The following is a 12,630-nucleotide window of genomic DNA, read 5'->3' on the forward strand; positions in this document are numbered from 1 at the left end:
CGCCCCCCATCGAGGATCGAGAGATGACGCTGACCGAAACAAGCCGCTGGCCCGCCGAGGCCGAAACCCTTCTCGATGATCTTGTCGATCTGCGCCGCGCGATCCACCGCGAGCCGGAACTCGGCCTTCAGAATCCCAAGACGCTCGCCAAGATCAAGGATGCGCTCGCCGACCTGCCACTCGACTTTCGCGAAGGGCCGTCGACAACGGGGCTGGTCGCGATCCTGCGCGGGGGTCTGGCGGGGAACGGGGGCAACGCGCGCACCGTGCTGCTGCGCGGCGACATGGACGCGCTGCCGCTGGTCGAGGATACGGGCCTCGCATTCACCTCCGAAACCAGCGGTGCGATGCATGCCTGCGGTCATGATACGCATGTCGCGATGCTCGTCGGCGCGGCGAAGCTGCTCTGCGCGGCGCGCGACCGCCTGCCCGGCACGGTGATGTTCATGTTCCAGCCCGGCGAAGAGGGGCATCATGGCGCGCGGTTTATGCTCGACGACGGGCTGATCGATCCGCTGCCCGACGCGGCCTTCGCGCTCCACATCATGCCCAACGCGCCGCACGGCATCTTCGCTGGGCGCGCCGGGCCGCTGCTCGCTTCGTCCGACGTCCTTTCGATCACCGTCAAGGGCGCCGGCGGCCACGCATCGATGCCGCAGGATGCGATCGACCCCATCCCCGTCGCCTGCGCGATCGTCACCGCGATCCAGACGATGGTGACGCGCCGCATCTCGGTCTTCGATCCCGCCGTCATCACCATCGCGAAGATCGCCGCGGGCACGACGAACAACATCATCCCCGAAACCGCGGACATGCAGGGCACGATCCGCACCCTGTCGCCGCATCGCCGCGCGATGGTCGCCGCCGAACTGCGGCGCCTCGTCCCTGCGATCGCCGAAGCGCATGGCTGCACGGCCGAGGTGGCAATCGAGGAAGGCTTCCCCGTCACCGTGTGCGACAGCCGCGCCGCCGCCTTCGGCCAGCGCGTCGTCGAAGAGACATTCGGCGAGGCGGCCTGGCTGACGATGGACAATCCGGTGATGGGGGCCGAGGATTTCGCCTATGTCCTCGAAAAAGTGCCCGGCGCAATGTTCTGGCTCGGCGCGAGCGAGGCGGGGAGCGACTGGCGCCAGTGCTGCGGCCTCCATTCGAACCGCATGATACTCGACGAAAAGGTCATGGCCCGCGGCGCCGCCCTCCACGCCGCCCTCGCCGAACGCTTTTTGAACGAGGGTTTTGCCTGACGCACCGGCGCTTTTTTGACTTCGGTCAATGCGCGGCAGGAATCGGCGCCGCATGGTGGGGGTGTTCCGGTTGACCGCTGCGATCCCTTCATCGCCGGCGGCCCTTCCGGACCGCTCTGGCCGCTCCCGGAGGTGGGGCCTTCGGCTCCGCGCCGCATCGCGGGGTCATGGGGAGGCAGGGCGTAAGCCGGCGCGCCGTGGTGCAATATCCGCGGCGCGCTGTGCGTTTAGGGGCCTGACTTTTACGGAACGAGCACCGTGTCGCGCGCCTCGGGCAGCAGGCGCGGATAATCGAGCGTATAGTGCAGCCCGCGGCTTTCCTTGCGATGCAGCGCGCTGCGCACGATCAGGTCGGCGCACTGGAGCAGGTTGCGCAGTTCGATCAGGTCGGTCGTCACGCGGAAATGGCCGTAATAATCCTCGACCTCGTGCGTCATCATGTTGATGCGGTGTTGCGCGCGCTCCAGCCTTTTGGTCGTGCGCACGATGCCGACATAGTTCCACATGAAGCGGCGGATCTCGGTCCAGTTCTGCTTGATGACGACTTCCTCGTCCGAATCGGTGACGCGGCTTTCATCCCACGCGCGGATCGGCGGCGGCGGTTCGAGCTGGTTCCAGCGGGCGATGATATCCTTCGCCGCCGCCTCGCCGAAGACGAAACATTCGAGCAGCGAATTGGACGCCAGGCGGTTGGCCCCGTGCAGCCCGCTTTCGGTGCATTCGCCCGCGGCATAGAGCCCCGGCAGGTCGGTGCGGCCGTCGAGGTCGATCAGGATGCCGCCGCAGGTATAATGTTGCGCCGGCACCACCGGGATCGGCTGCTTCGTCATGTCGATGCCCAGCGTCAGCAGCTTTTCGTGAATGTTCGGGAAATGCCCCGCGACGAAATCCGGATCCTTGTGGCTGATGTCGAGGTGGACATAGTCGAGGCCGAAGCGCTTGATCTGATCGTCGTTCGCGCGCGCCACGATGTCGCGCGGCGCCAGCTCGGCGCGCGGGTCGTAATCGGGCATATAGCGGTGGCCGGTGACGGGATGCTTCAATATCCCGCCCTCGCCGCGCACGGCCTCGGTAATCAGGAAATTCTTGACCTCCAGATTATAAAGGCAGGTCGGGTGGAACTGCATCATTTCCATGTTGGAAACGCGTGCGCCCGCGCGCCACGCCATCGCGATGCCGTCACCCGTCGCGCCACGCGGCGCGGTCGAAAATTGATAGACGCGCCCCGCCCCGCCGCTCGCCAATATGGTCGCGCGGCCGACATGCGCGTGGACCTTCCCCGTCTTTTCGTCGAGCGCATAGACGCCCCAGACATGGCCCGACCCCGAATAGCGTAGCTCATGACGTCCGGTGATCAGGTCGATGCACGCCTGTCCCGGCAGCAGCGTGATGTTCGGATGCGCCTCGGCGGTCTTGAGCAGTGCCGCCTGCACCGCCCAGCCCGTCGCATCGTCGACATGCACGATGCGGCGGTGCGAATGGCCGCCCTCGCGCGTCAGGTGCAGCGCCTCGGCTTCCTTGTTGAACGGCACGCCCATTTCGATCAGCCGCTCGATCGCGTGCGGCGCATTTTCAACGACGAACTCGACCGTCTCGCGCCGGTTGAGCCCCGCGCCCGCGATCATCGTATCGTTGATATGATTTTCGAATGTGTCGCCCGCGTCGAGTACCGCCGCGATCCCGCCCTGTGCCCAAGCGGTCGATCCGCCGGTCAGCTCGCCCTTCGCGAGAACGAGAACGCGGCAATGCTCCGCAAGCGCGATCGCCGCCGTCAGCCCCGCTGCGCCGGAACCGACAATGATGACGTCGTGGGTCGCGCCCTCAGCCATTCGCCGCGCGCGTCAGATTCAGGAACACATCCTCAAGGTCGGCCTCACGCGTCGACACGTCGACGATGCCATGCCCCATCGCATTCACCGCCGCGAGCACCTCGCCCGCGTTGGTGCGATCCTTGTTGTAGCTGATCGCCAGCCCCCGTTCGCCCTCGCGCTCGACCTTGTCGAAGGCGGCGTGCGACGGCAGCACGCTGACATCGGCATCCAGCGTCACGACGACGATCTTCTCGCGCGCCATGTCGACCAGCTCGCGCGTCGGCTTGTTGGCGATCAGCTTGCCGTGGTTAATGATCGCGATCCGGTCGCACAGCTCCTCGGCTTCTTCCAGATAATGCGTCGTCAGCACCACCGTCACGCCGCGATCGTTGAGGCTTTGCACATATTCCCAAAGCTGCTGCCTCAGTTCGATATCGACCCCTGCGGTGGGTTCGTCGAGCACGATGATCGGCGGCGAATGGACCATCGCCTTGGCGACGAGCAGGCGGCGCTTCATGCCCCCCGACAGCGTGCGCGCATAGGCGTCGCGCTTGTCGCTAAGGTGCACGGCCGCCAGCAATTCGTCCGAAATGCGCTTGTCCTTCGGCACGCCATACAGGCCCGCCTGATTCTCCAGCGTCTCGAACGGCGTGAAAAAGGGATCGAAGACGATTTCCTGCGGCACGATGCCGATCGAATATTTGGCGTTGCGCGGGTCGGCGTCGATGTCGAAGCCCCAGATGCTCGCATGGCCGCTGGTCTTGTTGACCAGCCCCGCGAGGATGTTGATCAGCGTCGACTTGCCAGCGCCGTTCGGGCCGAGCAGTCCGAATATCTGCCCACGCGGCACATCGAAACTGACATTGTCGAGCGCTTGCTTGCCCCCGGCATAGATTTTGGAAACGGCGTCGATGCGGATGGCGGCTTCACTCATGGCGCCTTCCATAGCCGCGCCGGTGCGGGTGCGAAAGGGCCTCGGCGGCAAGCTTTTCTTTACCATAAGCTGTAAGCATATTTTGCGACCTGATCGCTAAGGGGGGATGCGTGAGGACCAGACACATCATCGACCCGCGCGCCATGCTGCGCGGCTTCGCAGCTTGCGCGCTGCTGACGGCTCCGGCGATCGGACCGGCGGCGCATGCCCAGACCACATCGCCGCAATCGACGACGCAGGCACAAGCCGAAGCGATCGTGCTGCGGCCGCTGTCCTTCTTCAAGGTCAACGACCTCGATTTCGGCGACATCATCGCCTCGGGCAGCGCCGGCACCGTGCGGCTTGCCCCTAACGGCACGCGCAGCCGCACCGGCGGCGCGACGCTCGCCGGCAGTTCGGGCGAACCCGCGCGTTTCGCGGGCCTCGGCAGCTATAATCGCCAGGTCAATATCTCGCTCGGTTCGAACAGCATCTGGATCACCGGCCCCGGCCAGCGGATGCGCGTGCGCGATTTCGAGATCGGCAGCACCCCGACCGCGATCCTCTCCACCTCGCCGACGCGCTTCCGCATCACCTCGGCGCTGGGCAATTATAACTTCCCGGTCGGCGCGACGCTGGAGGTCAATGCCAATCAGGCGCCCGGCGACTACAGCGGCACCTTCACGATCACGCTGAACTATCTGTAAGCGCCGCCCGTTGCGGGCGGAGCGATCGAGACCGATTGCCCCGCCCGCACCTGCTTGCTAAAGGCGCGTCGATGACCCAGCCCGCACCCGCTCCCGAAACGATCCGCACGTCCAAGACCCGCATCGCCTGCGACGGCACGGGCGACGGGCTCGCCAACGCCGCGCTCGGCCACCCGCGCGTCTGGCTGGAGATCGATCCCGACGATGGCTTCGTCGATTGCGGCTATTGCGACCGGCGCTTCGTGCTGATCGGCGGGGTGGCCGACAAAGCTTAAAGTCGGGGCCTGACGCCCGCCTCCGCGCAAAGGTAAAGGCCTGCTTTACCAAATCCGCGCATCCTCCCTTCACGCCCTGCTGGCATAGACTGTGCCGGACAGGAGCAGAATCGTGGGGATTCAAGGGACCAACTTCCGGCCGATGGCCTTGTGCCTCGCCGCCGCTGCCACGGCAGCGGCGCTGACGGGGCCGTCCGCGTCGGCGACCGAGACGACCGGCACCGCGAATGCGGCGGTGGTACGGCCGAACACGCTCATCAAGACCGACGACCTCGATTTCGGCACGATCGTCAGCGGCGCGACCGGGGGCACGGTGACGGTCAATCCGGCGACCAATGCGCGCAGCTCTGCGGGCGGCGTCACGCTCGCCGGCGGCGGCGCGCAGCGCGCGGTGTTCCAGGGTACCGGCGGCTTGCTGCTGATCACCGTCAGCGGCAGCAATTCGGCGACGCTGACCCGCGCCGGCGGCGGCGCGCCCGCGTTGACCGCCACGCTGACCCGCGCGATGACGACAAGCGGCGGCGGCATCATCCTGCTCGGGTCGAGCGCGACGCTGCTGCCCAGCGGGGTACAGACCTATTATGTCGGCGGCACGCTCAGCGTCCCGGCGAACCAGCCCGCGGGCGATTACAGCGGCACCTTCACGTTGACGGTCAATTATCTCTAGCCGGTCCTAGCGCACCCTGCGCCCCGTCCAGATGACCCGGCCGACGAGCCGGATCGCCGACAGCGGCAGATCGTCCCAGCTACGATAGTGCGGATTGTCGCTGATGACCGACACACGCCCCGGTCCCGGCGCGCGGGCGATGCGTTTGACCATCAGCACATCGTCCATCCGCAGCACATAGATGCCGTCGCGCAGCCGGGCGGCCGCGTCGCCGCCATCGACCAATATATCGTCGCCATCGCCCAGCGTCGGCGCCATCGAATCGCCTTCGACGCGAATGATGCTCAGCGCGCGCGGGTCGGCGCCCAGATCGCGCAGCCAGCGCGGATCGAAGGCGACCTCGCCTTCCACCGTTTCGCCATCGACACTCGCGCCCGGCCCCGCCGAAGCGCCGATCGCCAGCTTGGGCACCAGCACGAGGTCGCGGCCGCGCGCGCGCGGCGTCGGCGCGGCGACGCGCAGCGCCGGGCCGCCCAGCAGCGCCTCCGACACGCCCAGATAGGCGGCGATGCGCGCCCGGTCCTGTTCGCCCAGCCGCCGCGGTGATCCGCGCTTGATATATTGCTGGATATAGGCGGGGTTGCGCCCGATGCGCGCCGAAAGCTGGGCGTAATCCACCCCCTTTTCGGTCAGCAGCCGGTCGAGCATCCGGCGCGGGTCGTCGTCGATATCGGTCACGGACTGGTCCTTCCTATTTCGTCTCTAGCAATAGGATTTTTCCTAGACAAGTAGGAAAATGCCAATCAAATAGGAATTATCCTATTGAGCGAATCGCAGGCAGGGAGATGATGATGCAGGGCATTTTGCTGGAACGGATCGAGGCCTTTCTGAAAGAGGCCGATATGCCGCCGAGCGTGTTCGGCCGCGCCGCGGTCCACGATCCGCGGCTGGTGAGCGACCTGCGCGGCGGGCGGATCTGTGGCCGCGCGGTGATCTGCCGTGCGGAACATTTCATGAACAAATGGCGTGCCGACTTCCGGGCGGGCCGCGTCACGCCGATCGGCGACCGCCGCGTCGGCAGCCGCGCCAACAAGAGCCGCCGCGCATGATCCGCTGGTCGCCCACCGCCCCCGCGCGCCCCGCCTGCCCGCACCGCCGCATCGCGCGCCTGCTGACACGCCTGCTGCCGCCGGGAGCGCAGCTCGGCGCATCGACGATGCGCCCCTGGGCCAGCGCCAATTTCGTCGGCGCGCGCCACCTGTTTCCGCTGACGCTCCCCGCCGGAACCGCCCTCACCGACCTTTCGGCGCAGCTCGCCGCCTTCGACTGGCGGCTGGCCGGTCACATCGTCGCCGATGTCGCGGTCGAGCCGCAGCCAGGCGGCCTACAGGTCGAAATATTGAGCGTGGAGGATTAGACGCTAGGTCGCGTGGGGTTCAATGGCCGAGGCGCATCGCCACCGACGCGAGCCACGCTTCCTGCGCGGCCGCGGGCATCGGCCCGCGCGGCGCGCGCACCGCGTCGTTCATCGCGTCGAGATAAGTCAGGACGGCGGCGCGATAGCCGCCCCCGGCCACCGCCGATTCGAGCTGGCTCGCCAGCGTTTCGACGATCGCGAAGCCATGATCGCGCGCAAGGCAACGAATGTCGTCGACCCCCTGCACGATCTGGGTCAGCGCACAATGCGGCAACGCTTCGGCAAGTGCGCCGATCTGCCCGGAAATCCGGTTTTCGATATCGGTGAAAAAATCGGCCTGGGTACGCATCATCCACCCCCTGTCCATAAAGGGAGGATGCGCGCCTTTGGTTAACGCCGGGTTAGCGGTGGGTGCGGGCGACTTCGCGCTGTTTGCAGCGATACATGTCACGGTCGGCGGCGGCGAGCACGTCCGATTCGCTCATCCCGGTCTGCAGCATCGCGACGCCGAAGCAGGCCGACAGGCGAACCTCCTGCCCGTCATAGTTGGCGGGCTCGGCGCTCAGCACCTCGGCCAGCCGTTCGATCTGCGCGCGGGCGCCCTTTTCGCTCGACTGATCGAGGATCAGCCCGAATTCGTCACCGCCGATCCGCGCCGCGACATCGGTCGACCGGATCGACGCCGACAGGCGGCCCGCGATCTGCATCAGCGCGAAGTCGCCGGCGGCGTGCCCCAGCGTGTCGTTGATCTGCTTGAGCTGATTGACGTCAATGAACACGACCGCCGCGCTTTCGGCATGGCGTTCGAAGCGCGCGAGGCGCTGGTGAATCGCGGTCAGGAAATAGCGGCGATTGAATAGCGGGGTCAGCGTATCGCGTTCGGACACGCGTTCGAGCTCCGCGACCGCGATCTTCAGGATGCGGTTCTCACGGCGCAACGCATCGCGTTCGCGGCGCATTTCGCGCAACTGGTCCTCGATGGAGTCGACGGATACGAAACCGGCCCTTTCGACCGCGATCCGCGCCCCCCCTACGCTATCCATTCCCTATCCCCGATGCGCATCCGGTGGGTCGCCGGCAGGACGCCGGCAGGATGGGCATGGCGGGCAGGTTAGCCACGACTTGATACCAAGACGTAAACGCGGTGCCATTTTGGTGACATTGCCCGCGCGCGGTCGAGTCGCTAGGGGGATGGCAGCGGCGATTCATCGCCAGGGCAGGAGGGACGGAATGGGCGACGGCGCAGCCAGCGCGAAAGCCAGCATCGGCGTAATCATGGGCAGCCAGTCGGACTGGCCGACGATGGCGCATGCGGTCCAGATCCTCGAAGAATTCGGCATCGCGCACGAGGTGCATATCGTCTCGGCGCACCGCACCCCCGACCGGCTCGTCGCCTATGCGAAAGGCGCCGCCGACCGCGGGCTCCAGGCGATCATCGCGGGCGCCGGCGGCGCCGCGCATCTGCCCGGCATGGTCGCGGCGATGACGCGCGTTCCCGTGCTCGGCGTGCCGGTCCAGTCGGCGGCGCTCAGCGGCGTCGACAGCCTCTATTCGATCGTCCAGATGCCCGGCGGCGTCCCCGTCGCGACCTTTGCGATCGGCAAGGCGGGCGCGACCAACGCGGGGCTGTTCGCCGCCGCGCTGCTCGCCAACACCGATGCGGACCTCGCCGCGCGGCTCGACGCGTGGCGCGCGAAACAGACCGACAGCGTCGCGCCGACGCCCGTGCGCGAAGGCTGACCAGCTTTGCTTTCCCCCGGATCGACGATCGGCATCCTGGGCGGCGGCCAGCTTGGCCGGATGCTCGCGGTCGCCGCCGCGCAGCTCGGCTACAAGGTTCATGTCTATGCCCCCGACGCCGAAAGCGTCGCGGCCGAAGTCACCGCACACCACACGCAAGCGGCGTGGGACGATGAACCGCGCCTCGCGGGCTTCGCGGCCGCGTGCGACATCGTGACCTTCGAATTCGAAAATGTCCCGGTCGACACGGTGCGTTTCCTGTCGGGCCATGTCGCGGTCCATCCGGGCGGCAAGCCGCTCGAAATCGCGCAGGACCGGCTCACCGAAAAATCCTTCGTCGCCGATCTCGGCGGTCGCACCGCGCCTTTTGCCGCGGTGCCGACGCGCGCGGCGCTCGATAGCGCGCTCGCCGCCATCGGCACCCCCGCGATCCTCAAGACCGTGCGCATGGGCTATGACGGCAAGGGACAGGCGCGGATCGCCGCGCCCGCCGACGCCGATGCGGCGTGGGAGGCGATCGGCGGGCAGCCCGCGATCCTCGAAGGTTTCGTCGCCTTCGACCATGAATTTTCGGTGATCATGGTGCGCGGCATCGACGGCGAAACGCGCTTCTGGGACAGTTCGGCGAATGTCCACGAAGGCGGCATTCTCGCCGTCTCCAGCCTGCCGCCGCCGTCCATCGTCCTCGATCAGCAACCCGCGGCGCGCGCGATGATGGCGGCGATCGGCGATGCGCTCGACTATGTCGGGGTGCTCACCGGCGAATTCTTCGCCACCGACGCGGGGCCGGTGTTCAACGAGATGGCGCCGCGCGTTCACAACAGCGGCCACTGGACGATCGAGGGCGCGGTGACGAGCCAGTTCGAAAACCATATCCGCGCCGTCGCGGGCCTGCCGCTCGGCGATACGGCGGTGCCGCTGCTGCCGGTGACGATGCACAATCTGATCGGCGCGCAGATCGAAAAGATTCCGGCGCTGCTTGCCGACGGCGCCGCGCACGTGCATCACTACGGCAAGACCGAGGTGCGCGACGGGCGCAAGCTCGGCCACGTCACTTGGGTTGGAGCCTCTCCCCGATGAACCGCCCGGATATCACGCTGGTCCTCGCACGCGCCGCCAATGGCGTGATCGGTGCGGGCGGCAAGATTCCCTGGCACCTGCCCGCCGACCTGCGCCGCTTCAAACAGCTTACCATGGGCCGCCCGATGATCATGGGGCGCAAGACCTTCGACAGTCTGCCCACGGTGCTGGAGGGGCGGCGCCACATCGTCCTCACCCGCGACGCGGGCTGGCAGGAGGAAGGCGCCGAACCCGTCGCCAGCGTCGAGGAAGCGCTGCGCCTCGCCAATGCGCCGCAGGCGATGGTGATCGGCGGCGCCGAAATCTACGATCTGTTCCTGCCGCTCGCGACGCGGATCGAATTGACCGAGGTTGCGATCGAACCCGCGGGCGATGCGACCATCGCCTACCCCGATCCCGCTGACTGGCAGGTCGTGGCGCGCGAGGATCATCCGGCCGACGACGCGGGGCGCCCGGCCTACAGCTTCGTCACCTTCACGCGCAAAGCGGGATGATGGCACGCGCAAAGCGGGACAATGGGGGAGAATTGACATGCGCCGCTGGCTGATCGGCATCGCAGCACTGCTCGTCGTGGGGGCGGCCGCCTTCTTCCTCCTCGCCCCCGGCATGATCGAGCGCGGGCTCAACAAGGTCGACGGCAAGCCGCTGCCGACGGTCAGCGCGCGCGCCGCCGCGCTGCACAAGACGCTGACGATCGTCGATCTGCACAGCGACAGCCTGCTTTGGGGGCGCAATTTCCTGAACCGCGCGACCCGCGGCCATATGGACCTGCCGCGGCTCGAAGAGGGCAATGTCGCGCTCCAGATCCTCTCCAGCACCACCAAATCGCCGAAGGGACAGAATTACGACGCCAATGGCGACGACAGCGACAATATCACCCCGCTGGCGATCGCGCAGCTGCAGCCGGTGCGAACGTGGAACTCGCTACTCGAACGCTCGCTCTGGCACGCGACGAAGCTGCACCGCGCTGCCGCGGCGTCGGACGGCAAGCTGATGGCGGTCGCGAGCCCCGCCGAACTCGACACGCTGCTCGCCGCGCGGCGCACCAAAACCCCGCCGCCCGTCGGCGCGATGCTCAGCGTCGAGGGGCTCCACGATCTCGACGGCAATATCGACAATCTGGACAAGCTCTACGGCGCCGGCGTCCGCATGGCGGGGATCACCCACTTCTTCGACAATATCTTCGCCGGATCGATGCACGGGCTGAAAAAGGGCGGCCTCACCCCGCTCGGCCGCGACCTGATCGGCCGGATGGAAGCAAAGGGGATGATCGTCGACATCGCGCATTGCAGCCACGCCTGCGTCGCCGACATCCTCAAGATGGCGCGCCGTCCTGTCGTCTCCAGCCACGGCGGGGTGCAGGCGACGTGCAAGGTCAACCGCAACCTCACCGACGACGAAATCCGCGGGGTCGCTGCGACCGGCGGCGTCATCGGCATCGGCTATTGGGACGCGGCGGTGTGCGACACCTCGCCCGCCAGCGTCGCCAGGGCGATGAAGCATGTCCGCGACCTCGTCGGCATCCAATATGTCGCGCTCGGCAGCGATTATGACGGTGCCACCACGGTCCGCTTCGACACATCGAAGCTGGTTCAGGTGACGCAGGCGCTGCTCGACGCGGGTTTCAGCGACGACGACATCCGCGCCGCGATGGGCGGCAACGCGCTCCGCGTCATCCGCGCGGGGATCGTGCCGCTGGGCATGGGCACGAAATAGGTGGCAGGCCCGATCTTCCCGTTTCCCCGAGCGAAGACGAGGGGCTTGTTCGAGCGCAGCGAGAACCGCTGCCTCGACTTCGCTCGGCATGGCCCCTCGTCTTCGCTCGGGGAAACGGCGTGTGGAGGAGTCCGCCGGCCATGATCCGCCTCGACGGCCACGAACGTATTGAGGGGGCCCTGCGCGGCGGCGTCATCGCGCTCGGCAATTTCGACGGCTTTCACGCCGGGCACCAGGCGGTGGTCGGCCGCGCGGTGCATCATGCCAAGGACGACGGGCGCCCGGCGATCGTCGCGACCTTCGACCCGCATCCGGTGCGCTTCTTCAAACCCGACGTGCCGCCCTTCCGCCTGACCACGCTCGACCAGCGGCAGCAATTGTTCGGCGCGGCGGGCGCCGACGCGATGCTCGTCCTCCCCTTCGACGCCGCGCTCGCCGCGACGACGGCGGAGGATTTCATCACCGAACTGCTGCTCGAACGCTATGGCGCGGCGGGCGTCGTCACCGGCGCCGATTTCGTCTTCGGCAAGGGCCGTGGCGGCGATGTCGTGACCCTCGCGGATCATGCCCGCCGCCTCGGCTTCTTTACCGAGATGGTCGCGCCGGTCGACGACAGCGCCGAGGTGATCTCGTCGAGCCGCATCCGCGACGCGCTGCGCGCGGGCGACTGCGCGACCGCGGCGCGCCTGCTCACCCGCCCCTTCACGGTGCGCGGAACCGTCCAGCATGGCGACAAGAACGGCCGCCTGCTCGGCTTTCCGACCGCGAACATCGACATGGGCACCTATTTGCGCCCGCGCTACGGCATCTACGCCGTCACCGGCCGCCTGCCCGATGGCCGCACCCTGAAGGGCGCCGCGAACCTCGGCATCCGGCCGAGCTTCGATCCGCCCAAGGAATTGCTCGAACCGCATTTCTTCGATTTCGACGGCGACCTCTACGGTCAGGAAATCGACGTCGAATTCCGTGCCTTCATCCGGCCCGAGGCGAAATATGACGGGATGGACGCGCTGATGGCGCAGATTGCAGCGGATTGTGACGAGGCGAGGAAGCTGTTGAGTCCCCTCTAAATCCGTTCGTGTCGAGCGAAGTCGAGACACCCCACGGGCCGGCGCTGCCA

General features: G+C 67.1%; 16 protein-coding genes. 11 read left to right on the forward strand and 5 right to left on the reverse strand.

All coding sequences use genetic code 11. The features are described 5' to 3' along the window. Window positions 1-23: 23 nt before the first annotated feature. The gene (locus ATE59_RS13995) at window positions 24-1,244 is read left to right on the forward strand and encodes a M20 metallopeptidase family protein (protein ID WP_058812940.1); all 1,221 of its coding nucleotides are present in this window, start codon (window positions 24-26) and stop codon (window positions 1,242-1,244) included. Between the two features lie 242 nt (window positions 1,245-1,486). Here ATE59_RS13995 and nadB read toward each other — a convergent pair whose 3' ends face one another. Together nadB and ATE59_RS14005 are read right to left on the reverse strand one after the other, a co-directional pair. Then, complete coding sequence (gene nadB / locus ATE59_RS14000; protein ID WP_058812941.1) at window positions 1,487-3,073, reverse strand: L-aspartate oxidase; 1,587 nt, start codon at window positions 3,071-3,073, stop codon at window positions 1,487-1,489. Next, a complete protein-coding gene (locus ATE59_RS14005) occupies window positions 3,066-3,989 on the reverse strand; it encodes an ABC transporter ATP-binding protein (RefSeq protein WP_003040915.1) in 924 nt (307 codons plus the stop codon). The genes nadB and ATE59_RS14005 overlap by 8 nt, the downstream gene beginning before the upstream one ends. Window positions 3,990-4,099: 110 nt before the next feature. Here ATE59_RS14005 and ATE59_RS14010 point away from each other — a divergent pair, with 110 nt between their 5' ends. The 3 genes from ATE59_RS14010 (at window position 4,100) to ATE59_RS14020 (ending at window position 5,617) form a co-directional block, all read left to right on the forward strand. Next, the gene (locus ATE59_RS14010) at window positions 4,100-4,675 is read left to right on the forward strand and encodes a DUF4402 domain-containing protein (RefSeq protein ID WP_231737389.1); all 576 of its coding nucleotides are present in this window, start codon (window positions 4,100-4,102) and stop codon (window positions 4,673-4,675) included. A 71-nt stretch (window positions 4,676-4,746) separates the two neighbouring features. Continuing rightward, complete coding sequence (locus ATE59_RS14015) at window positions 4,747-4,950, forward strand: zinc-finger domain-containing protein (protein WP_003040920.1); 204 nt, start codon at window positions 4,747-4,749, stop codon at window positions 4,948-4,950. 112 nt (window positions 4,951-5,062) lie between these two features. Further along, window positions 5,063-5,617, forward strand: a complete 555-nt coding sequence (locus ATE59_RS14020; RefSeq protein ID WP_156416794.1) for a DUF4402 domain-containing protein — start codon at window positions 5,063-5,065, stop codon at window positions 5,615-5,617. A gap of 6 nt (window positions 5,618-5,623) precedes the next feature. Here ATE59_RS14020 and ATE59_RS14025 read toward each other — a convergent pair whose 3' ends face one another. Next, window positions 5,624-6,265, reverse strand: coding sequence for a S24 family peptidase (locus ATE59_RS14025; protein WP_058813051.1), 642 nt, complete (start codon window positions 6,263-6,265; stop codon window positions 5,624-5,626). A 137-nt stretch (window positions 6,266-6,402) separates the two neighbouring features. Between ATE59_RS14025 and ATE59_RS14030 the strand changes: the two genes are divergently transcribed. Beyond that, entirely contained in the window at window positions 6,403-6,666 is a 264-nt protein-coding gene (locus tag ATE59_RS14030) for a hypothetical protein (protein ID WP_058812944.1), read from the forward strand. Further along, window positions 6,663-6,974, forward strand: coding sequence for a hypothetical protein (locus tag ATE59_RS14035; protein ID WP_003040934.1), 312 nt, complete (start codon window positions 6,663-6,665; stop codon window positions 6,972-6,974). The genes ATE59_RS14030 and ATE59_RS14035 overlap by 4 nt, the downstream gene beginning before the upstream one ends. Before the next feature lie 19 nt (window positions 6,975-6,993). Here ATE59_RS14035 and ATE59_RS14040 read toward each other — a convergent pair whose 3' ends face one another. Together ATE59_RS14040 and ATE59_RS14045 are read right to left on the reverse strand one after the other, a co-directional pair. Further along, window positions 6,994-7,326, reverse strand: coding sequence for a hypothetical protein (locus tag ATE59_RS14040; protein ID WP_058812945.1), 333 nt, complete (start codon window positions 7,324-7,326; stop codon window positions 6,994-6,996). Between the two features lie 49 nt (window positions 7,327-7,375). Beyond that, entirely contained in the window at window positions 7,376-8,017 is a 642-nt protein-coding gene (locus ATE59_RS14045; RefSeq protein ID WP_003040940.1) for a GGDEF domain-containing protein, read from the reverse strand. Between the two features lie 187 nt (window positions 8,018-8,204). Here ATE59_RS14045 and purE point away from each other — a divergent pair, with 187 nt between their 5' ends. From purE to ATE59_RS14070, 5 genes are all read left to right on the forward strand, one after another. Further along, window positions 8,205-8,714, forward strand: a complete 510-nt coding sequence (purE, locus tag ATE59_RS14050) for a 5-(carboxyamino)imidazole ribonucleotide mutase (protein ID WP_003040942.1) — start codon at window positions 8,205-8,207, stop codon at window positions 8,712-8,714. 6 nt (window positions 8,715-8,720) lie between these two features. Then, the gene (locus tag ATE59_RS14055) at window positions 8,721-9,794 is read left to right on the forward strand and encodes a 5-(carboxyamino)imidazole ribonucleotide synthase (RefSeq protein ID WP_082657436.1); all 1,074 of its coding nucleotides are present in this window, start codon (window positions 8,721-8,723) and stop codon (window positions 9,792-9,794) included. Then, the gene (locus tag ATE59_RS14060; protein ID WP_003040947.1) at window positions 9,791-10,288 is read left to right on the forward strand and encodes a dihydrofolate reductase; all 498 of its coding nucleotides are present in this window, start codon (window positions 9,791-9,793) and stop codon (window positions 10,286-10,288) included. Before ATE59_RS14055 ends, ATE59_RS14060 begins: the two co-directional genes overlap by 4 nt. 37 nt (window positions 10,289-10,325) lie before the next feature. Then, window positions 10,326-11,510 carry a dipeptidase gene (locus tag ATE59_RS14065; protein WP_058812946.1) on the forward strand — a complete coding sequence of 395 codons (1,185 nt, stop codon included), beginning with the start codon at window positions 10,326-10,328 and terminating at the stop codon, window positions 11,508-11,510. 140 nt (window positions 11,511-11,650) lie between these two features. Then, the gene (locus ATE59_RS14070) at window positions 11,651-12,580 is read left to right on the forward strand and encodes a bifunctional riboflavin kinase/FAD synthetase (protein WP_058812947.1); all 930 of its coding nucleotides are present in this window, start codon (window positions 11,651-11,653) and stop codon (window positions 12,578-12,580) included. The last annotated feature ends 50 nt before the right edge of the window (window positions 12,581-12,630 follow it).

The organism is Sphingopyxis sp. A083, from assembly GCF_001468495.1.
GTDB classification, from domain to species: domain Bacteria; phylum Pseudomonadota; class Alphaproteobacteria; order Sphingomonadales; family Sphingomonadaceae; genus Sphingopyxis; species Sphingopyxis terrae.